Annotated in this window: 20 protein-coding genes and 1 pseudogene; 13 read left to right on the forward strand and 8 right to left on the reverse strand. The window is 57.2% G+C overall.

What is annotated here, in order from left to right; genetic code table 11:
* The first annotated feature begins 17 nt into the window (after positions 1–17).
* Entirely contained in the window at positions 18–569 is a 552-nt protein-coding gene (locus JNX03_RS14105) for a TIGR04282 family arsenosugar biosynthesis glycosyltransferase (RefSeq protein ID WP_203212251.1), read from the forward strand.
* Between the two features lie 31 nt (positions 570–600).
* Positions 601–2,856, forward strand: a complete 2,256-nt coding sequence (gene rnr, locus JNX03_RS14110; RefSeq protein ID WP_203209657.1) for a ribonuclease R — start codon at positions 601–603, stop codon at positions 2,854–2,856.
* Here rnr and JNX03_RS14115 read toward each other — a convergent pair.
* Positions 2,825–3,556 (reverse strand): glutathione S-transferase family protein, encoded by a 732-nt coding sequence (locus JNX03_RS14115; RefSeq protein WP_203209658.1) that lies wholly within the window; start codon positions 3,554–3,556, stop codon positions 2,825–2,827. The genes rnr and JNX03_RS14115 overlap by 32 nt on opposite strands.
* 75 nt (positions 3,557–3,631) lie before the next feature.
* Here JNX03_RS14115 and JNX03_RS14120 point away from each other — a divergent pair, with 75 nt between their 5' ends.
* Entirely contained in the window at positions 3,632–4,375 is a 744-nt protein-coding gene (locus tag JNX03_RS14120; protein WP_203209659.1) for a helix-turn-helix transcriptional regulator, read from the forward strand.
* Positions 4,376–4,407: 32 nt separating this feature from the next.
* On the forward strand, positions 4,408–5,670 hold the full coding sequence (locus tag JNX03_RS14125) for a lytic murein transglycosylase (protein WP_203209660.1): 1,263 nt from the start codon (positions 4,408–4,410) through the stop codon (positions 5,668–5,670).
* A 32-nt stretch (positions 5,671–5,702) separates the two neighbouring features.
* Here the strand turns inward: JNX03_RS14125 and JNX03_RS14130 are convergent, their stop codons facing one another.
* Both JNX03_RS14130 and JNX03_RS14135 read right to left on the reverse strand, forming a co-directional pair.
* The gene (locus JNX03_RS14130; RefSeq protein WP_203209661.1) at positions 5,703–7,100 is read right to left on the reverse strand and encodes an aspartate aminotransferase family protein; all 1,398 of its coding nucleotides are present in this window, start codon (positions 7,098–7,100) and stop codon (positions 5,703–5,705) included.
* A gap of 73 nt (positions 7,101–7,173) precedes the next feature.
* Positions 7,174–7,875: a GntR family transcriptional regulator gene (locus JNX03_RS14135; protein WP_203209662.1), complete on the reverse strand. Its 702-nt coding sequence runs from the start codon at positions 7,873–7,875 to the stop codon at positions 7,174–7,176.
* Positions 7,876–8,021: 146 nt separating this feature from the next.
* Between JNX03_RS14135 and JNX03_RS14140 the strand changes: the two genes are divergently transcribed.
* The 5 genes from JNX03_RS14140 to JNX03_RS14160 all read left to right on the forward strand — a co-directional run bounded on the left by JNX03_RS14140 (position 8,022) and on the right by JNX03_RS14160 (position 13,332).
* The gene (locus tag JNX03_RS14140) at positions 8,022–9,107 is read left to right on the forward strand and encodes a polyamine ABC transporter substrate-binding protein (RefSeq protein ID WP_203209663.1); all 1,086 of its coding nucleotides are present in this window, start codon (positions 8,022–8,024) and stop codon (positions 9,105–9,107) included.
* 79 nt (positions 9,108–9,186) lie between these two features.
* Complete coding sequence (locus JNX03_RS14145; RefSeq protein ID WP_203209664.1) at positions 9,187–10,314, forward strand: ABC transporter ATP-binding protein; 1,128 nt, start codon at positions 9,187–9,189, stop codon at positions 10,312–10,314.
* Positions 10,314–11,189 (forward strand): ABC transporter permease subunit, encoded by an 876-nt coding sequence (locus tag JNX03_RS14150; protein ID WP_203209665.1) that lies wholly within the window; start codon positions 10,314–10,316, stop codon positions 11,187–11,189. Before JNX03_RS14145 ends, JNX03_RS14150 begins: the two co-directional genes overlap by 1 nt.
* The gene (locus tag JNX03_RS14155; RefSeq protein WP_203209666.1) at positions 11,186–12,007 is read left to right on the forward strand and encodes an ABC transporter permease; all 822 of its coding nucleotides are present in this window, start codon (positions 11,186–11,188) and stop codon (positions 12,005–12,007) included. Before JNX03_RS14150 ends, JNX03_RS14155 begins: the two co-directional genes overlap by 4 nt.
* Positions 12,004–13,332: an NAD(P)/FAD-dependent oxidoreductase gene (locus tag JNX03_RS14160; protein WP_203209667.1), complete on the forward strand. Its 1,329-nt coding sequence runs from the start codon at positions 12,004–12,006 to the stop codon at positions 13,330–13,332. The genes JNX03_RS14155 and JNX03_RS14160 overlap by 4 nt, the downstream gene beginning before the upstream one ends.
* On the opposite strand, the gene JNX03_RS14165 is transcribed toward JNX03_RS14160, so the two are convergent.
* Together JNX03_RS14165 and JNX03_RS14170 are read right to left on the reverse strand one after the other, a co-directional pair.
* On the reverse strand, positions 13,333–13,998 hold the full coding sequence (locus JNX03_RS14165; RefSeq protein WP_203209668.1) for a flagellar hook capping FlgD N-terminal domain-containing protein: 666 nt from the start codon (positions 13,996–13,998) through the stop codon (positions 13,333–13,335). It lies immediately after the preceding gene.
* A gap of 11 nt (positions 13,999–14,009) precedes the next feature.
* Complete coding sequence (locus JNX03_RS14170) at positions 14,010–15,806, reverse strand: flagellar hook-length control protein FliK (RefSeq protein WP_203209669.1); 1,797 nt, start codon at positions 15,804–15,806, stop codon at positions 14,010–14,012.
* A 292-nt stretch (positions 15,807–16,098) separates the two neighbouring features.
* Between JNX03_RS14170 and JNX03_RS14175 the strand changes: the two genes are divergently transcribed.
* Both JNX03_RS14175 and JNX03_RS14180 read left to right on the forward strand, forming a co-directional pair.
* A complete protein-coding gene (locus tag JNX03_RS14175; protein ID WP_203212252.1) occupies positions 16,099–16,383 on the forward strand; it encodes a rod-binding protein in 285 nt (94 codons plus the stop codon).
* Positions 16,364–16,726 carry a flagellar biosynthesis protein FlgN gene (locus tag JNX03_RS14180; protein WP_231024181.1) on the forward strand — a complete coding sequence of 121 codons (363 nt, stop codon included), beginning with the start codon at positions 16,364–16,366 and terminating at the stop codon, positions 16,724–16,726. Before JNX03_RS14175 ends, JNX03_RS14180 begins: the two co-directional genes overlap by 20 nt.
* Positions 16,727–16,944: 218 nt before the next feature.
* Here JNX03_RS14180 and JNX03_RS20620 read toward each other — a convergent pair.
* Positions 16,945–17,037, reverse strand: a pseudogene (locus tag JNX03_RS20620) (chemotaxis protein MotB); the annotation flags it as partial.
* 142 nt (positions 17,038–17,179) lie between these two features.
* On the opposite strand from JNX03_RS20620, the gene JNX03_RS14185 reads away from it, so the two are divergent.
* Positions 17,180–18,400, forward strand: a complete 1,221-nt coding sequence (locus tag JNX03_RS14185) for an MFS transporter (protein WP_203209670.1) — start codon at positions 17,180–17,182, stop codon at positions 18,398–18,400.
* A gap of 189 nt (positions 18,401–18,589) precedes the next feature.
* On the opposite strand, the gene JNX03_RS14190 is transcribed toward JNX03_RS14185, so the two are convergent.
* Positions 18,590–19,483, reverse strand: coding sequence for a rhodanese-related sulfurtransferase (locus tag JNX03_RS14190; RefSeq protein ID WP_203209671.1), 894 nt, complete (start codon positions 19,481–19,483; stop codon positions 18,590–18,592).
* 90 nt (positions 19,484–19,573) lie between these two features.
* Between JNX03_RS14190 and pncA the strand changes: the two genes are divergently transcribed.
* Complete coding sequence (gene pncA / locus JNX03_RS14195) at positions 19,574–20,167, forward strand: bifunctional nicotinamidase/pyrazinamidase (protein WP_203209672.1); 594 nt, start codon at positions 19,574–19,576, stop codon at positions 20,165–20,167.
* A 10-nt stretch (positions 20,168–20,177) separates the two neighbouring features.
* Here pncA and JNX03_RS14200 read toward each other — a convergent pair whose 3' ends face one another.
* Positions 20,178–20,834 carry an NYN domain-containing protein gene (locus tag JNX03_RS14200; protein WP_203209673.1) on the reverse strand — a complete coding sequence of 219 codons (657 nt, stop codon included), beginning with the start codon at positions 20,832–20,834 and terminating at the stop codon, positions 20,178–20,180.
* Positions 20,835–20,998: the final 164 nt, after the last annotated feature.

Below are 20,998 nucleotides of genomic sequence, written 5' to 3' on the forward strand. Positions count from 1 at the left end.
ACGCCACCCTCATCGTAATGGTGAAGGAACCGCGCCCCGGGCGTGTCAAAACGCGGCTCGGGCGCGACATCGGAATGACCGCAGCGGCCTGGTGGTTTCGCCATCAGACCCGCCGTCTGCTGCGGCGGATCGAAGATCCACGTTGGCAGGTCGTTCTGGCCGTTGCCCCGGATGTGGAGGGGCTCAAAAGCCGCAATTGGCCGGCACACTTCCCGCGATTGCCGCAAGGGCGCGGTGACCTGGGCGAACGTATGGCGCGGATGCTGCGCCTGTCTGCGCCCGGTCCCGCTTGCGTGATTGGGGCGGATATTCCCGGCATCACACGCCACCATATTGCCGAAGCCTTTGCAGCGCTGGGCGATCATGATGCGGTATTTGGACCTGCGCCCGATGGTGGATATTGGCTCGTCGGGCTGAAACATCCCGCACGTCAGCCTGCGGGGTTTTTTGCCGGTGTGCGTTGGTCCAGCCCTCATGCGCTTTCGGACAGCCGGGCAACGCTTTCGGGCCACCGGATTGCGGAAATTACGCCGCTGCGTGACATAGACACCGCCGACGATTTGCGATGACGCGCCGCAGGTCGCGTGCTACCTGAGGGATATGAGCAAAATCCCCTCCAAACCCGAAATTCTCGAATGGATCACCCAGAACCCGACCCTGACCGCCAAGCGTGACATCGCCAAGGCGTTCGGGATCAAAGGGGCCGCGCGTATCGACCTCAAGCGCGTGCTGAAAGAGCTGGAAGCCGAAGGCCATCTGGAAAAACGCAATCGCAGCTATCAAGACCCCGACCGTCTGCCACCGGTCTCCGTTTTGGTGGTCACTGGTCCGGACCGTGACGGCGATCTTTATGCCAAGCCGATGGAATGGCAGGGCGAAGGGCAGGAACCGCGTGTTCTGGTCTTGCCGCGTGCCTCTGATCCGGCGCTGGGCGAAGGGGATCGTATTCTGGCGCGGCTTACGCTGATCAAGAACGAAGAACATCACTATGAGGCGCGGCTGATCCGGCGCATCGGGACCAATCCCAAGAAGGTGTTGGGCATTTTCCGCAAGCGCACCGAAGGCGGACGTATCATTCCCATCGACAAAGGGTCTGACAAGGAATGGATCGTGGCTGATGACGCCACTTACGGCGCCAAGGACGGTGAGTTGGTCGAGGGTGAACTGGCCGGTCCAAAGGGCCGAATGGGCCTGCCACGGGCACGGATTGTTGACCGTCTGGGTGACCCGTCCGCGCCCAAAGCTGTGTCACTGATCGCAATTCATCAACACGGCATTCCAGACCAGTTTCCCGATGACGTGATCGCGCAGGCCGATGCGGCCAAACCTATGGGCCTGAAAGGGCGCGAGGATCTGCGGGAGATGCCGCTGATCACCATCGACCCATCTGATGCGCGGGACCACGATGATGCCTGTTACGCCCATGCGGATGATGACCCCAAGAACGAAGGTGGTCATGTCGTCTGGGTCGCGATTGCGGATGTGGCGGCCTATGTCACACCCGGATCGCCACTGGACCAAGAGGCGCGTCGGCGGGGCAATTCCACCTACTTCCCAGACCGGGTGGTGCCGATGCTGCCGGATCGCCTTTCGGGGGATCTATGCAGCCTGCATGAAGGCGTGCCGCGGGCCTGTATTGCCGTGCGCATGGTGCTTGACCCAAAGGGCAACAAGTTGCGGCACAGCTTTCACCGGGGGTTGATGAAATCTCCGGCATCGCTGCACTATCAAGAGGTGCAGGACGCCGTGGACGGCCAGCCGAATGATCGCACCGAAGCATTGTTGGAGCCGGTGCTCAAACCGCTATACGCCGCCTACGAGGCGTTGAAGCAGGCCCGCGCAGAGCGCCAGCCGCTCGATCTCGATTTGCCGGAACGACGAATCGAACTTGATGCAGACGGGACGGTCAGATCCGTGAATTTCAAGGATCGGCTGGACGCGCATCGGTTGATCGAAGAATTCATGGTGCTGGCCAATGTGTCCGCGGCGGAAACCTTGCTGGCAAAGAAGGTGGATCTGCTGTTCCGGGTCCATGAGGAACCCTCACCCGAAAAACTTGAAAGCCTCCGGGAAACCGCGCAGGCGGCCGGATTCAAACTGGCCAAGGGGCAGGTGCTGCAGACCGCGCACTTGAACAGGTTGTTGAACGATGCGGCGGGTAGTGACGAGGCGGAGCTGATCAACATCTCGACGCTACGCTCGATGACGCAGGCCTATTACGCGCCGCAGCATCTTGGCCATTTTGGGCTGGCATTGCGGTCTTATGCACATTTCACCTCGCCCATTCGCCGCTATGCCGATTTGATCGTTCACCGTGCTTTGATCACGGCGCATGGTTGGGGTAAAGACGGGTTGAGCCCCGAAGAGATTGAGCGACTGGAGCAAACAGCGGCGCATATTTCGGACACCGAGCGCCGCTCGATGATGGCGGAGCGGGATACGACAGATCGCTATCTCGCGTCATATCTGTCCGAACGTGTAGGCAGCGAGATGACTGGCAGGACCAGCGGGATCGCCCGGTTTGGCGTGTTTGTGAAACTGGACGAAACCGGCGCGGATGGGCTTATTCCGATGCGCAATCTGGGGCGCGAATATTTCCATCATGATGCGGATAGTCAGACCCTGATGGGGTCTGACACCGGAATGACTATTGGCTTGGGTCAGCGGGTCAAAGTACGGCTTTCCGAAGCGGTGCCGGTCACGGGCGGGATCGCACTGGAGCTGCTTGAGATCGAGGATCAGAAGGTCAAACAAGGCTCGCGCAACCCCGCGGGCCGCAGCCCACGCGGCAAAGCGCATAAAGCCAAGCGCAAGAAAGACAAGATCAAGCGCAAAGTGACGCGGAGCCGTCGGTGATCCAAGGCTTTCCCAATGCAGTGCTGACCCGATCAATGTAACGGCAAAGCACTTCATCCTCGGCGACACGGGTCTTGAGCGGGGTCTTGCCCGGCGTGGCTCTCATATTGGCGAGCATCGCCGCAACCGATGCATCCGCTGCCGTGGGCCTGTCGCCAAACAGACAGGCCCCGAGCCACAGGCGGGTTGAGATGGCTTGTAGATCCGGCTCAAGCCTTGCGAGGCGGTCGTCCTCGGACCAGCGTCCAAGGCCCTGAAATTGCATGCCCTGAATGACTGACTTTCGCAATTTGTTGGTGATCAGGCCGCGCAAGATTTTGGGAATGCTGTCAAAATACGTTTCCCGGATCGCCGGCCAAACCGCATCGTTGCACCACCTATCCGCGACAATGTGGAAATACATATGCTCTTCCGCCATGCGTATGAACGCCCGCGAGGTTGCCTTTTCCATATCGGATAATCCGGCATCGAAGTCGGCGCCAAGACCCTCCAGATGGCGTCTTATGTTGTCGCTGTCATGGATCAACCGGTCATCGGCCTTGATCGCCGGCAGCTTCTGGTTGGGCATTTTACGTGGATCGGCGAGGTCTTTGCGCTGCCATTCCTGCCCGGACATATTCAAAAGCCAAATGGCTTTGGTACAGAACGGGCTGGCAGCAGGTTCGCCAAATGCGGGTTTGTAGGTGTAGAGGGTGATCATCGCAGTCTCCTGTTTCTGATGCTGGAGTAACATTCGATACTGTCAATTTCTGACAGGATAGGATATGTTTCGGAAATGACCCGCACCCATCGCCTTTTCCAGATGATGACGACTTTGCGCCGCCTGCCGGCGCCCGTTCGGGCGGTGCAGTTGGCGAATGAAATGGATGTATCGTTGCGCACGGTTTACCGTGACATTGATGCGTTGCGCGGGTTGGGTGCGGTGATCGATGGTGAGGCTGGGTTTGGCTACACCCTGATCGAAGATGCCGCCTTGCCACCGCTTGGTTTTGAGGATGATGAGCTTGAGGCGCTGGTGCTGGGCCTACGCGATGTTGCGGTGATCGGTGACCCGGCCCTGTCACGCGCTGCCGAATCAGCGCTTGCCAAGCTGACCGCGCGGGTGCCGCCCCGGCAGGCCCATCGCCTGCAACACGCAATTCTGGATGCCCGCCGTTTCTTTCGTCCCGAACCGCCGCGTATCGACGTGGCGGATCTGCGGGCGGCGACATGGGCCGAAGAAACTGTGGCGTTTTCATATGTGGATGCGAAAGGTGCCCCGTCGATACGCGAGGTCGATCCATTGGGGATCGTCTATATGCAGGACACCAATATGCTGATGGCGTGGTGTCATCTGCGCCGGGATTTCAGGGTGTTTCGCCTTGACCGGATGGATGATCTGCGGCGCACAGGGCAAAGTTTCCGGCCACGCAGGGTGCCGATGTTGCGTGAATATATGCAACAACTGCGAGCTGAAGCGGAGGAGCGGGCAAGATGCCGCCCAAGCGGAACCGACACTTCTGCGGATGACAAAAGCTGATAAGATGGCCATTTAGGCAGCAGGAAAAATTGATGCGGATCAGCAGTATTATTTGTGCGATGTCATTGGTCATGGCGCCGGTTCTGGCGCTGGCGGCGGGGCCTGAAACGTCGTCTCGGCCACCGGGTCAACGCAGTGCCATGGTTGCCGTTGCAGGAGTGTCCGCGCAAGAGCCTGCAGGGCTGCAAGATTGGATTGCGGATTTTCGCCCGCGCGCGATGGCGCAAGGTATTTCTGCCCAGACCTTCGACAGCGCGATGACCGGGCTGCGCTATGATGCACAGGTGATCAAACGCGATCGGAACCAATCGGAGTTTACCAAGACGATCTGGGATTATCTGGATACCGCCGTGTCGGATCTGCGCATTGCAAACGGGCGCAAGGCCATGGCCGAATGGCAGGAGACACTGACACAAATCGAAGCGCGTTACGGTGTTGAAAAAGAAGTGGTCACCGCGATCTGGGGATTGGAAAGCGCCTATGGCACCTTTCGCGGCAGTGATAATGTCATCAATTCGCTGGCGACTTTGGCCTACGATGCCCGCCGCGCCGCTTTCTTTGAGGCGGAACTGATCCATGCGCTGACCATTTTGCAATCGGGTGACACAGACAAATCGCGGTTGCGTGGCAGTTGGGCGGGGGCGATGGGGCATACGCAATTTATGCCTTCATCATTTCTGGCCCATGCGGTGGATTACGATGGCGACGGAAAGCGGAACATCTGGGAGGATGACCCGAAGGATGCGTTGGCCTCTACCGCCGCATATCTCAAACATTTCGGATGGGCCAAAGGGCAGCCTTGGGGTGTTGAAGTGTCATTGCCCAATGGCTTTGATTACACGCTGGCCCGGCGTGATCTTGCCAAACTGCCAAGCGAATGGGCCGCGCTGGGTATCGCGGGAGCAAACGGACCGGTGGCCGATTACGGCATTGCATCGGTGTTGTTGCCCGGCGGTGCACAGGGTGCGGCATTCCTGGTGTTCGATAATTTTGAAGTTCTGGAAAGGTACAACACGGCGGATGCCTATGTGATTGGTGTCGGACATCTCAGTGACCGGATAAAGGGTGCGGGACCGATCCGCCATGATTGGCCTCGTGGCGACCGCGCCCTGACTTATGATGAACGGATTGAGCTCCAAAAACGGCTAACGGCGGCCGGATTTGACACCATCAAAATTGACGCGAAAATGGGGCCGCTGACCATCAATGCGGTGCGCAATTTTCAAAAGGCCAAAGGTTTTTTGCCAGATGGCTATCCCTCCTTGCGCCTGCTTGAGCGTTTGAGGGCGCTGTAGGCCGAGAAATGCCCGGCCTACAGGGATGCTTCTTATGATGCTGCCTTAAGCATGTCTTTTTCCTGAAGCTCAGCATAGGTCGCATCCAATGCTGCCTTGGCGCGGGTGGCCAAAACCTCGATCTCTTCAGGGGTGATGACCAAGGGCGGGGAGACAATCATCCGGTCACCCACGTGGCGCATCACGAGATTTTGCGCAAAACAGTTCTCGCGGCAGATATAGCCCACTGCCCCTTGCTCGCCTGCAAAGGGGGCGCGGCTGCCCTTGATGGGTGCCAGTTGAATGGATGCCATTAGGCCGGACATATTGATGGTGCCCACCAGCGGATGCTCCGCCAGTTTGTCAAAAGCAGCCTTGAGCGCCGGCGCTGCAACATTGCGGACGTGGTCGAGAATCTTCTCTTCCTCGATGATGCGCAGGTTCTCAAGCGCGACAGCGGCGCACACGGGATGTCCCGAATAAGTATAACCATGGTTAAACTCACAAGCGCTGATCACTGCGGCCACTTCGTCACTGACGATGGACCCGCCGATGGGCGCATAGCCAGAGCTGAGACCCTTGGCGACAGTCATGATATCGGGCTTGATACCAAAAGTTTCGGACCCAAACATGTTCCCGGTCCGCCCAAAGCCGCAGATCACCTCATCGGCAATCAGCAGAACATCATATTTCTTACAAATCCGCTGAATCTCGGGCCAATAGGTGCTGGGTGGCACAACCACGCCGCCCGCGCCTTGCACAGGTTCGCCGATAAAGGCCGCGACCTTGTCTGCGCCAAGCTCAAGAATTTTCGCTTCAAGTTCTTGGGCACAGGCAAGACCAAAGTCTTCGGGCGTCTGATCGCCGCCTTCGGCCCACCAATCGGGTTGTGCGATGTGGTGAATGCCGGGAATGGGCATACCGCCCTGTTCGTGCATGTAGGTCATGCCACCCAATGATCCGGACCCGACGGACGAGCCGTGATAGGCGTTTTTACGGCTGATCACATGGCTTTTTTCCGGCTGGCCCTTCTGCGCCCAATAGGTCCGCACCATCCGCAGGTTGGTGTCATTCGCCTCAGAGCCGGAACCGGCAAAAAACACATGGTTCAGATCACCGGGGGCGATCTCTGCCAGTTTTGCAGCCAATGCGATGACCGGCACGTGGGTTGTCTGAAAGAAAGTGTTGTAGAACGGCAGTTCAAGCATCTGCCGGGCTGCGACCTGGCTCATTTCTTCGCGCCCGTATCCGATGTTGACGCACCACAGGCCCGCCATTGCATCCAGTATCTCGTGGCCTTCGCTGTCGGTCAGATAGACGCCATCGGCACGGGTGATGACGCGCGCGCCCTTTTTGCCCAGCGCCTCGTTCTCCGAAAATGGATGCAGGTGATGCGCGGCATCCAACGCCTGCAATTCATCAGTCGGGAGGTGATTGGAGATGATAGACATGATTCTGCGCCTTTCAATAATGGCCTAACGGATTGAGCGCAGAATATGATCAAATTATCCGAAGTCAATCGAATCAGTTGGCCTGCTGACCTTCTTCAAAAGCAGCCTGAACCTGAAGCATCCCCTGTTCGACGTCTTCTGCCATGGCCGCCACCGCCGCCTCTGTGTTGTTCTGTGCGAGTGCTTCAAGCAGGTCTTTGTGTTTGTCCGGTAGGTTGCTGGTTCCGAACCGCCCGCAGATGACCCGCAAAGAAGGCCCAAAGCGCAGCCAAAGCCGATCCACGGTGGCACTCATGATCGGGGCATCTGCACCGTCGTAGATCATACTGTGAAACCGATAGTTATGCGTCAGATACCCCCCCACATCGCCCAAAGCGATGGCTTGGTTGAGGTCTCTGTCGCAGGATCGAAGTGCCGCAAGCCGTTCTGGCGTCATGCGTTCCGCCGCGCGACGGGTCAGTTCCGATTCAAGCGTTTTTCTCATAAAATAAAGCTCATCGGCGCAGCTTTCCGATAACTCTGGTACGCTAACGCGGCGGTTGCCCTGATGGGTAAGCGCCCCTTCGGAGATCAATCTGCGCAACGCTTCGCGCACTGGGGTCATCCCTGCGCCCAATTGTTTGGTCAATCCCTGAATTGTTACCGCCTGGCCGGGGGCCAGGTCACCAAAGAGAATCATTTGGCGCAGCTCTTCATAGACATGTTGATGCGCCGGTGTTTTTACGGAAGTGTCCGCACCGTTTTCGCCACTGGCCGAGATCACGTCTTTCGTCATTTTCTGTTGCCCAATTTCTACGCTGTAACGGCACCTTGCACCAATGCGTCGTGCGTGAAACCATAAATCATCTTGCTCGAAGACGCAAAACTTGATCAAATTAACGTAAGGCCGGGGTCAACCCGGTCACTTGATGGGAGCTTACTATGAAAAACCGAATTCTTGGCGGCCTTGCCGTGACGGCTTTGACGGCGGTCAGTGCCATGGCCGAAGAAGTACGCGTGTACAACTGGTCCGATTATATCGACGAAAGTCTGTTGGAAAAGTTCGAGACCGAAACCGGCATCGAATTGATCTATGACGTGTTTGACAGCAACGAAGTGCTGGAAACCAAAATGCTGGCCGGTGGATCCGGTTATGACGTTGTTGTGCCCTCCGGCACCTTCTTGCAGCGCCAGATCAGCGCAGGTGCGTTTCAGAAGCTGGATATGTCCAAGCTGCCGAACAAAGACAATCTTTGGGACGTCATCGAAGACCGTCTCAAGAAATATGACCCAAGCAACGAATATGCGATCAACTACATGTGGGGCACCACAGGTATCGGTGTGAACATCGGCAAGGTCAAAGAAGTATTGGGTGAGGATGCGCCGGTCGGTTCGCTTTCACTGATTTTTGATCCCGCCAATATGGAAAAACTGGCGGGTTGCGGTGTGCATTTCCTTGATGCCCCAGCGGAGATGATCCCTGCGGCGCTGGCCTACATCGGTGAAGACCCCGATAGCCAGGACAAAGACGTGATTGCAAAGGCCGAGGATGTTCTGACCCCGGTCGCGCCCTTTGTGCAAAAATTCCACAGCTCTGAATACATCAATGCTCTGGCCAATGGTGACATCTGCGTCGCATTCGGCTGGTCCGGTGATATTCTTCAGGCGCGCGATCGTGCGGCCGAAGCGGAGAATGGCGTTGAGATCGAATATTACGCGCCATCCGAAGGTGCGCTGATGTGGTTTGATAACATGGCAATTCCGGTGGATGCGCCGAACCCTGATGCCGCGCATAAGTTCCTGAACTTTATCTTGGACGCGCAAAACATGGCTGCGGCCTCCAACTACGTTTACTACGCCAATGGCAATCTGGCGTCTCAGGAATTTCTTGAGGAAGACGTGATCGGGGATACCGCGATTTACCCTGATGCCGCGACACTTGAAAATCTCTACACCACATCGCCTTACGGCCCCAAGACCCAGCGTCTGGTGACCCGGATGTGGACCAAGATCAAGTCCGGTACCTAAAATCTAAACGGGGCAAGGCAGCAATGCCTTGCCCTTTTTACATGCCCGATCAAATGGGCCGAACGAAGGATTGCCAGCCGTGAGCCAAACCGTTTTTGCGCCTTGGGATGATCCCAATGAAAAGCCTCTCATCCGCTTTCAGAATGTCACCAAGAAGTTCGGTGAATTCGTCGCGATTGATGATTTGACGCTGGATATCTTTGAACAGGAATTTTTTGCCCTGCTTGGTCCATCTGGCTGCGGCAAGACCACCATGATGCGGATGTTGGCCGGGTTTGAAACGCCAAGCGATGGCCGGATCGAACTGGCCGGTCAGGACATCGGCCCGGTGCCGCCAAACAAGCGGGCCGTGAATATGATGTTTCAATCCTATGCACTGTTTCCGCACCTTTCGATCTGGGAAAACATTGCATTTGGCCTCCGCCGCGATCGCAAATCAAAAGAAGAGATCAGTGCCCGTGTTGAGGAAATGCTCAAACTCACCCGGCTCGAAAAATTTGCACAGCGCAAGCCGCACCAGATTTCTGGTGGCCAGCGGCAGCGTGTGGCACTGGCCCGGTCTTTGGCCAAGGCACCAAAACTGTTGCTGCTGGATGAACCTTTGGGCGCACTGGACAAAAAGCTGCGGCAAGATACGCAATTTGAGCTGATGGATATTCAAGAGACCACCGGCACGACCTTTGTGATTGTGACCCACGATCAGGAAGAGGCCATGACAGTTGCCTCCCGCGTGGCGGTCATGGACGAAGGCCGCATCATTCAGGTGTCCACGCCCGCCGCAATTTACGAATACCCCAACTCCGTTTATGTGGCGGATTTCATTGGCGATGTGAACATCATTCAGGCGACGGCAAAGGCCTCTGGTGAAGAGATGTATGATCTCAACTGGGCCGATGGTCAGTCCCCGATCAAGGCCACCTCGGCCAAACCATTTACCGAAGGGCAGCAGGCCCATTTGGCCATTCGCCCCGAGAAAATCCGTATTTCGACCGAAAAGCCGGAAGATGCGCCAAACGCGATGCAAGGCAAGGTACTTGATATCGCCTATCTCGGGAATCTCAGCACCTATCACGTCGAATTGCCCGGCGGTCAGATCATCAAAGCCCAAACGGCCAACACGCGCCGCCTGGCCCGCCGCGACATCACTTGGGAAGATCCGGTGTGGATCTCATGGAGCGCCACCGCCGGCGTTTTGCTGGACCAATGATGCGCCGCGCCGCCCTGATCGCAGTTCCTTATCTGTGGCTCTTGCTGCTGTTTCTGGTGCCGTTCCTGATTGTATTCAAGATCTCGCTGTCGGACACCGCCCTTGCGATCCCGCCCTATTCACCAACCATGCGGGATGGATTATTTGCCCTTCTGGCCGAGTTGGATTTTGAGAATTTTGTCTTCCTGACCGAAGATGATCTTTACTGGAAAGCCTATCTCAGCTCTCTCAAGATCGCGGTTATCTCTACCGTTTTGACACTGGTCGTGGGCTATCCCATTGCCTACGGCATGGCCCGCGCGCCCGAAGAATGGCGGCCAACCTTGATGATGTTGGTGATTCTGCCGTTCTGGACCTCATTCCTGATCCGCGTTTATGCGTGGATGGGCATTCTGAGCAATGAGGGTCTATTGAACCAGTTCTTACAATGGCTGGGTCTGATCAATGATCCGCTGACGATTCTGAACACGACCACCGCCGTCTATATCGGCATCGTCTATACCTATCTGCCGTTCATGATCCTGCCGATTTATGCCGCATTGGACCGGCTCGATGATTCATTGAACGAAGCGGCCGAGGATTTAGGCTGTTCCCGGATGCAGGCATTTTGGCTTGTGACCATTCCACTGTCCAAAAACGGCATCATTGCAGGATCGTTCCTTGTGTTCATTCCGGCGCTGGGTGAATTTGTGATCCCATCGCTTTTGGGCGGATCAGGGACACTGATGATCGGCAAGGTTCTGTGGGAGGAATTCTTTAACAACCGCGATTGGCCGGTCGCCAGCGCCGTTGCGGTTATCTTGTTGCTGATCCTTGTGATCCCGATTGTGCTGTTCCAGCGCAACCAGCAGAAACAGGCGGAGGCAGAGCAATGAGGCGCTTAAGCTGGTTCAACGTCACGTCGCTGACCCTCGGGTTTGCCTTTCTGTATTTGCCGATGGTCATTCTCGTGATCTACAGTTTCAACGCATCCAAACTGGTCACGGTTTGGGCCGGTTTCTCGACCAAATGGTATGGCGAGTTGATCCAGAATGAGGCGTTTTTGGATGCCGCGTGGGTCACGCTGAAAGTTGCAGTGATTTCCTCGACCTTTGCGACCGTTCTGGGCACGATGGCGGCCTACGTTTTGGTGCGAGGCGGGCGGTTTTTGGGGCGCACCTTGTTTTCCGGTATGATTTACGCACCGCTTGTGATGCCCGAAGTGATCACCGGCCTGTCGCTGCTGCTGCTGTTTATCGGGATTGGGCTGGATCGCGGTGTTTTGACCATTGTTCTGGCGCATACGACATTTTCGATGTGCTACGTCTCTGTCGTTGTTTCATCGCGGCTGGTCTCCTTTGACCGATCCTTGGAAGAGGCCGCGCTCGATCTGGGATCATCCCCCTGGGAGGCGTTTCGCCTTGTGACCCTGCCGATTATTGCACCCGCTGTTATCTCCGGATGGCTTTTGGCCTTTACGCTCAGCCTGGACGATCTGGTGATTGCGTCCTTCACATCTGGCCCCTCCGCGACAACGCTGCCGATCAAGATCTTCAGCGCGGTGCGTTTAGGTGTCTCGCCAGAGATCAACGCACTTTCCACGATCATGATTGCCATCGTGACAGTGGGTGTGATCAGCGCCTCTTTGGTCAGCAAGCGCAACTCGCTCCGTGCCCAAAAGGATGCGCAAGCCGCGGAACGCGCCAACGGATGACACGCATCTATCCTGACTTTGCTTATGGCGACGGTCCCCGTGCGGGCTGTTGGTGGAATGAAACCTGCGCCGCCCCGGACAGGTCTTCATTGACTGGAGAGCATCGATGCGACGTTGCCATCATCGGTGGCGGGTTCACCGGCATTTCCGCGGCGCTGCATCTGGCGCAAGCAGGCGTTTCTGCGACAGTCCTTGAAAGCCATTATGTGGGATGGGGTGCATCCGGTCGGAATGGCGGGTTCTGCTGTCTGGGCGGAGGTATGTTGGAAGATGCGGCGCTCGATAAGGCATTTGGCCGGCAAGGCAGAGCGGATTGGCGCGGGGCAGAACTGGCGGCGGTCAAACTTGTCGAAGACCTGATTGCGCGTTTTGGCTTGGAGGTGGATCGCCATTCCAAGGGCGAAACCATGTTTGCCCACCGCGCCCGCCATTTCGAAGCCATGAAGGGCGCTGCAGATTACTACGCTGAAAATTTCGGCGTTAAGGTTGATCTTGCCGGTCCGCAGGATCTGCAGGATGCGGGGATGAACGCAGGGTATCAGGGGGCGTTGACCGTCCCGATTGGATTTGGATTGAACCCGCGAAAATACATCACCGGATTGGCAGCGGAGGCTGAAAAAGCAGGCGCAATGATTTGTCACGACAGCCCAGTGGCCTCGGTACGCCGCACAGCGAAAGGGTTCTCTGTGGTGACGCCAGCTGGCAAAGTGACGGCAGACAGGGTGATTGTTGCAACCAACGGGTATTCCTCCGAAAACCTGCCACCCTGGTTCGCCGGTCGCTATATGCCGACGCAGTCCAGCATCATCGTGACGCGGCCATTGATCCAAGAAGAGCTGACTGCGCAAAACTGGACCAGTCGGCAAGCCAGCTATGATACCCGTAGTCTGCTCCATTACTTTCGGCTTATGCCCGACAACCGTATGCTGTTTGGGGTGCGCGGCGGCTTGATGGCAACAGCCGGTTCTGAGGCCCGCGCGATGAAGCGCGCCCGTGCTGATTTTGACCGTATGTTCCCGGCATGGCGTCACGTGGAAACGCCGCATGCCTGGTCAGGGATGGTCTGTATCGCCCGCAAGATGATGCCATTTATTGGCGAAGTCCCCGGTGAGCCGGGGATGTTCGCGAGCCTGTGTTACCACGGCAATGGTGTCGCCATGGCAAGTTATTCAGGTGCCCTGCTGGCCGATCTGGTGCAGGGAAAACCGCCGCACCATATTTATCCCGAGGCCGTACAACGCCCCTTGGCAAAATTTGAATTGGGCCGATATCGCAGGGCCGTCATGCCCTTCGCCTATGCCGGATTTGCTTTGACGGATCTTTAATCAGAGCAACGGCGGGCTGCGCAAGCCCGTCACCGCATCCGCCGCCACAATTGATCCCCCCTCCAGCACCAAGAGCGTCTGGCCTGCATGTATCTGTGCTTCTGTGATTGTGCCGTATGTTTCCGCAGGCTCTGACAAGACAAGTTCGCCCTGCGCACGGCTTTCCACTTCGAACCGATAAAGGCCGGGCGGAAAGGGTGCGCCGCCTGAGGTGACGCCAGCCCAATGAACCGGTTCGGCTGAGGTCGGGATCGTCAACCGCTGAACCTCGGCCCCGACAGAGTCATAGACGACAAGCTGCACATTGTCGGCAACCGCCGCCGGGTTTGGCGCGACAGTCAGCGGCGCACCGTCAAAATGCACTGGCGCCGTTGTCCGGGCTTCCATGCCGATCCACCCTGACATCTGCGCCATGTTGCTGGCCCCCAATTGCGCGGTCAATGCGGAAAGCAGATCATTGGATTTCACCTGTTGTTCCACCATGGAGAACTGCGCAAGTTGGGCGGCATATTCCGAGGAATCAATGGGCTCTAGCGGGTCTTGGTATTTGGCTTGCGCGGTGAGCATTTGCAAAAATGTCTCAAAGTCCGAGGACAGGACAGCATTGGCCTGTGGCGATGCGGCGGTCCCGCCTGTGGCTGGGGATGTGGCAGAGGTGATTTCCATGTCGGACCTTTCTATAGGCGCAAATCAAGACCACCTTCGCGCGGCAGCGTGGCGGGCGCGGGTGGTGTCTCAGCGGGCGCAAGCGGATCCGCAATCTCGCCCTGATGTTCGGGTGACTGGCCGTTGGACGGGTCTGCTTGATCCTGTGGCCCTTGTCCCCCGGCAAACGAGAATGCCACATCCTCAAACCCAAGCTTCAGAAACTCTTGATCCAAAATGCCAATGTGGCGGCGCAACAGGTCCATTGTTTCCGGCCTCTCTGCGGAGACATGCACAGCGATACCCGCCTCGGACGTGACCAGATGCAACTTGAGACGTCCTAACTCTTCAGGGTTCAAGCTGATCTCGACTGGTCGATTGGGAAGGGTCTTCGCCACATCTACAATCTGCTGTGCGACGTGGTTTGCAAGCTCTGGTTTGGCTGCCGCGGGTGTAGCCGGGTTTGGCGCGGCTGTCACATCCGTTCGCGCTGCCATCCCAAACTCCACGCTTGAGGATGCCATATGACCATGGGCTGATCGTTGGTCAGTGAGAAACGTCGCCGAGGGCTCGGTCAGGGGCGGAACGCTGACCTGTGCCGTGGGCCGGACGGCGATCTTCGCCTGTTGTTGCATCGGTGCCGTTGGCTGGCTTTCGATTGTCCGGTGACTCTCCACAGCTCTTGAAACATGTGGCATTGGATTGAGGGGTGCTTGATACCCGCGCAACATTTGTTTGAGGGGCGCGCTGTTGGCCGGTTCGGTTTCGGCCGTCTTTGTTGTTGTCGTGCGGCGATGATCAGGAACAAGTCCTGCAACCGTGATGTTCTGAGCTGGCGTCGCAATTGGTACCCCCATGTTGGCGGTGATATGCGTAGAACTTGCGGTCAAAGCCGAAGCCGGTCGTGCACCTGTCGGCGCAGTGGGGTTGGTTTTGGGATGGATAGAAAAGTCGCTTCTCTCTGGTACTGGCCGAATTGGAGTATGGGTCTTGGGATGTGTGGCAAGCGGCATATCCCTGTCAGGGATTGGGGTTTGCGCGACGGCTTTTTCTGCATTGGACTTGGGCATGGCTGCAGCGATGCCTTGCGCTCGGATTTCGTGATAGGCAGGTGTCGAAGGCTCACGTAACTGCGCCGCCGCAGGCACAATCGGTGCCCGATTTGGCGTGAGGGCAGCGTGCTTGGGCTGAACAGTTTCGGCAGTATGGGCTGCGTTTGGTTGTTCAAGCTTAACTTTGACGTTTGCTAGATGTGCAAGCGGAACCGCCTCTTTTTGATGCGCGGCTGAAGGTTGGTTTACATTGACGGTGGCAGGGTTCGCCAGCGGAATTTCTGTTTCAGCCATTGCAGGCGGGGTCTGCAATCCCGGCCAAGGGTGCCTGATCGTCTGGACCGTTGCAGGCAGCATCTGCGCTGGCGGTGCCGGTTGATGGACGGGCCTTATCGCGCCGGGAGTATTCAGCGTTTCTGGTTGTGCATCACCGCGCGTCACGGCGGCGGATGGGTTTTTCGGTTGGACCACCGTCGTGCGGGCTGGAGCTAGAATAGGTGCCCGCAATTCGGTGCCGGTCCGCGCCGAAGGAGCGAGCGGTTTGGTCTGATGAACCGCAGCCCCTTCTTCGATATTGGGCTGCGAAGCTTTCATCACTTTTGCAGCAATTTCATCTTGTGGAGAGAGTGAAGCAGGATCGTGTTTTAACTTGGCCTGGTCCTCATTTTCGGCTTCTTGGGTGAATGTCCCTTCTCCGGCGATTGGAGGCGCCTCTGGATCATCAGCGGAATCAGACTGAGAGGTGATTACGTCTGTATCATTCTCGGTCAGAGCCATTTCGATGCTTTCTGGGACTGTTGGCTCCTCAGTAGGCATTAGCGTCCTGAACAGATCACCAAACGTGGCCCCGGCCCCGTCTGCCGGAACGTCAACAGGGGCAAGGTGGGTAAGTGGACCCTGCTTGGCGGATTCAACCGTGCCTGTGCCTGTAAGTATACCCATCAACGATTGCATCGCATCCTCCGGAAGTTTCTGCCCGTGGCTGCTGGTATGCGCGATCCTCCTTACCTGTTGTTTACCGAAACAGCGGATAACCGAGAAATATACGCAGCAATTTAAGGATCACGCGATGCAAATCCTGCCATCCCATCAACCCCAGACTGCGGTCGAACGAGACCAGAAATTGCGTGCCGCAGCACATGATCTTGAAACGACGTTTTTGGCTGAAATGCTCAAATCTGCTGGCTTGGGGCAAACGCGCGGCGCCTTTGGCGGCGGTGCGGGAGAGGATCAGTTCGCGTCTTTTTTGCTACGTGAACAGGCCGCCGCAATGGTGCGCAGCGGAGGTATCGGACTAAGCGAAACGATTTTTGAATCCCTAAAGGAGAGAAACGATGCAACCCCAATTGACTGACCTTGCGCTGGAAGATCTGAGCACCCTGTTGGACGCAGAACGTGAGGCGCTTCTTGGCGGTGATCTTGAACGCCTTGCTGACATGTATTCAGCCAAAGAAGCCCTTATCGGATCGGTGAATGAACATCCGGAGAAACATGATCTGAGAACTCTCGAAGCACTGGACAGAAAAGTGCGCCGAAACCAGCTTTTGCTCGACGGGGCACTTGAGGGCATTCGCGAGGTCGCGCGCCGCATGGCAGCTCTACGCGAAACCAGGGGATCGCTTGAAACCTATGGCGCAGATGGTCGCAAGCACCGCATCGAGATGGATGCAGAAGCCTCAGTGGAAAAACGCGCCTGAGGGGCGGATTTGGGCGTTTAAATAAAAATCGGGGTACTCCGTCGCAGCGCATTCAGAAGGTATTAACGCTCCGGACGGCAAGTTGTCCCTGCATCCGAGGTCGGATGGCGCAGCCTCTTCATTAGGCGTTTGCACAGGTCAGAACGACATTTCGTCCAGCCCCAGGGGGGTGGGACCTCACGGACGCAAAGCGTCAATGACTGAAGGACTATGCTTATGGCAACTTTCCAAGCACCACCATGATGCCCGCCACCTGCGATGACCTTTTTCTTCTTGATGATGACCGGCGCCGCGTTTGCTTGCGCACTCATCTCCACCACCTCTTTTCACCCGACGACAGGTTTAAGACAGGAGGGCTTACTGCCCGCTTAACAACTTCAATTGTCACGATTTGCCTGCGGCCCTTGCGCTTTGCCCCTCCCTGACGCCAGATGGCACGAACGGAGAACGGCCATGCAAAGCATTGAAACTGACAGCGGATATTCCTGGTTCAGGCTGGTCCTGACGCTGCTTGTGGCGACCATCGCAAACGCAGGCATGTGGGCAATTATTGTGATCATGCCGGCGGTTGAGGCCGAATTTGGCACAACACGGGCCGAAGCGTCCTTGCCCTATACACTCACCATGATCGGCTTTGCCCTCGGCAACTATTATCTGGGCCGCGCGGTGGATCGGTTTGGGGTGTCTCTTTCCCTGATCGTTGCCGCCATGACTGTGGTGCTTGGCTTAATCTTGGCGGTCCTGTCTCATTCCATTGTCCTGCTGTCCGCAGCGCAGTTGATCATCGGTTTTGCATCAGCCATCGGATTTGGGCCGCTCATCGCCGACATATCCCACTGGTTTGTACGCCGGCGCGGGATTGCGGTGGCGCTGGTCGCAAGCGGCAATTATCTCAGCGGTGCAATCTGGCCGATGCTGCTGGCGGGCGTGTTGCAAGACAGCGGCTGGCGTGCGGTCTATCAAGTGATGGCGGTTGCCACCCTGATTGGGGTGATCCCGCTGGCCCTGGCCCTGCGGCGTCAAGTTTCAGAGGCCGCCCATGAGGCCGCGCAATTGGCCTCATCCCTGAACGCACAATCATCCGGGCTCAGCCCGCGTGCGTTGCAGTACCTTCTCGGGCTGGCCGGGATCGGCTGTTGCGTGGCGATGTCCATGCCGCAGGTTCACATCGTGTCTTACTGCGTTGATCTGGGGTTCGGCCCGGTTGTTGGGGCCGAGATGCTGTCGCTGATGTTGCTCGGCGGGGTTGGCTCACGTGTGGTCTCAGGGTTGCTGGCGGATCGGCTTGGCGGAGTGCGGACGCTGTTGATCGGGTCCACGTTGCAATGCCTTGCATTGTTCCTCTACCTGCCTGCGGGCGGACTGGTCTCGCTTTATGTGGTCAGTCTGGTCTTTGGCCTGTCACAAGGCGGCATCGTGCCGAGCTATGCTTTGATCGTTCGCGAATATATGCCCGCGCGGGAGGCTGGCGCGCGCGTCGGCTTTGTGATGATGGCGACCATCATGGGCATGGCGCTGGGCGGATGGCTGTCGGGCCAGATCTACGACCTGAGTGGATCTTACCATCTGGCCTTTATCAATGGCATTCTGTGGAACGGCCTGAACATTGCAATCATGCTATGGCTCTTGCTGCGCAGCAAGCCACGTGCGCCGCGCGGCGCAGTAACGGCCTAGATATCCAACCCATTGAGCCTGCAGCAGACACCCGGGGCTTTGCCCCGGACCCCAGAGGTTTAAGGGCCAAATGAAGAAAAAGGCGCTTTGTCTTCATTTGGCCAGAAAAACCTCCGGGGGAATCGACGCGCAGCGGCGATGGGGGCTGGCCCCCATTTCCCGCCGGAAATCAGGTGACGGTGCCGACGATCAGGCCAGTTCGCCGCGTTCCTGGGCCAGCCGGATCTGTTTCTGCCGCTCTCGGAAGCGTTTCTTGTCCCAGTCCGATGTCTTGTCATGACATTTGTGGCAACTCACGCCCATCTCATATTCCGGCCGTTTCATATCTTCCGGCAGAATAGGCTGGCGGCATCCGTGGCACAGAACATGCGGCCCTTCAGCCAGCCCATGTCCAACGCTCACCCGGTTGTCAAAAACAAAGCATTCGCCGTTCCAGGTACTCTCATCCTGAGGCACCTCTTCGAGATATTTCAGGATACCGCCCTTGAGGTGATAAACCTCCTCAACACCCTGGCCGAGCAGGTAATTGGTTGATTTTTCACAGCGAATGCCGCCCGTGCAGAACATCGCGACTTTCTTATTGTGGAACCGGTGCTTGTTCTCCTCCCACCAGGCCGGAAATTCGCCAAAGGTCTTGGTCTGGGGATCAACCGCACCGTCAAAGGTGCCAATCGCCACCTCATAGTCGTTGCGGGTGTCGATCACTGCCACATCGGGGCTTTGGATAAGCTCATTCCAGTCTTGCGGATCGACATAGTGCCCGACACTTGCACGCGGATCGACATCGGGCTGACCCATTGTCACGATCTCTTTCTTCAGGCGCACTTTCATCTTGCCAAATGGCGCACGATCACTGGTGGCTTCTTTCCACTCCAGATCCTTGCACCCCGGCAGAGCCTTCAGATGGGCGATCACTGCATCAATACCTGCCCGAGGGCCGGCAATGGTGCCGTTCACCCCTTCGCGGGCCAACAACAATGATCCCGATACATCCTGTGCGAGACAAAGCTCAAGCAAGGCAGGTTTCAACGCAGCCGGATCATCGAACCGGGTGAAATGGTAAAGAGCAGCGATAATATACATGGCCTGCAATTACGGCTTTGGGGGGCTGTTCTGCAAGAGGGGGCTGGGCTAGTTTCCCCCTAGCACGCCCTAAAAACGAAGGAATCCGCCATGAAAGCCCTGATCGTGATCGACCAGCAAAACGATTTTTGCCCCGGTGGTGCCCTCGCCGTGCCAGAGGGGGATCTGATCGTGCAGGGGATCAACGCCTTAATGGCGGATTTCGATGCGGTGATTCTCACGCAGGATTGGCATCCGGCGGGGCATTCATCCTTTGCCTCCAGCCACGATAGCAAGACCCCTTATGACATGATCGAGATGCCATATGGGCCGCAGGTGCTCTGGCCGGACCATTGCATTCAGGGCAGCATGGGTGCGAAGTTTCATATGGAATTACAGCAAGACCGTGCTGATCTGATCATTCGCAAAGGGTATAACCCGGCCATCGACAGCTATTCCGCGTTCTTTGAGAATGATCACAGGACAGCCACTGGTCTTGAAGGATATCTGCGCACGCGGGGCATCTCCGAGCTGACCATGGTCGGGCTGGCGTTGGACTTTTGTGTGAACTTCTCGGCAGTGGATGCCGCGACCCTTGGCTTTGACGTGACCGTGCGCCGCGATCTGTGCCGCGCGATTGATCTGGATGGATCATTGGCCGCTGCGATTGAGGGTATGGAAAACGCCGGTGTGACGCTGGCCTAGGAGCCTGAACCTAAAGTCCCTCAAAAATCGGCTTGCCCCGTGCGATGATCCCTTTGACCAGCTTCAGTCCGCGGGTCTGTTCATGCCGATCGCCAAAACGGTCATTGGACACAACAGGCAGGGATTGTTCTCGGGCGAATTTCAGAATGAAGGCATCCGCTTCGGTTTTGGCCGGGCACACCCGCACACGGCTTTGCGGAAGGCCTAGCGCCTTGGCAAAGCTTTTTTCGGTCATGGATGTGTCGTTCAGATGGTGCCGGGAGGAGGCATCCAAAAAGACAAACGGTGCATAGCTGCGTCGGCGCAGATCATCCACGACCATACACAACGTGGACAGCTCGGCCTGCTCCCCGTCCCAATACAGGACGTTGGTGCCGTCAATGACGATTTCCTTGCTGTCAGGTTGCGGACCTTGTGGTGCAGACCGGTCCTGGGCCGAAGTACGGGTTTTGCCCAGCCGCGCGCCAAGGGCGAGGATCAACACAAACAACGTCGCGCCGATCCAATAGGGCTGATAGACCCCGGTGAGCGGATAAAACTGGGACAAATAGGCACCGAACAGCGCCGTGAGGATCAAGGTGATCAGACCAAAGCGGGCAAGACAGGCGAAATAGCCGACAAACGCCAGTACAACAGTGCCAAGCCGGATAACATCGAACTGATCCATAAACCTGCCTTTCAGAACGCCGCTCTGGCATTGGGGTATCCGCACTCTGTCGGATCAATAGGGGAATAATGTGGCAGCCCTATCACCGTGAGTTGAAAAAATGCAATGCCCCCTGCGCGGGAACCTGTCTTGCATCGACGCCGAGCAGGTTCCATGAACCGCGC

Origin of the sequence: Sulfitobacter mediterraneus (assembly GCF_016801775.1) — a bacterium.
Classification (GTDB): Bacteria; Pseudomonadota; Alphaproteobacteria; order Rhodobacterales; family Rhodobacteraceae; genus Sulfitobacter; species Sulfitobacter mediterraneus_A.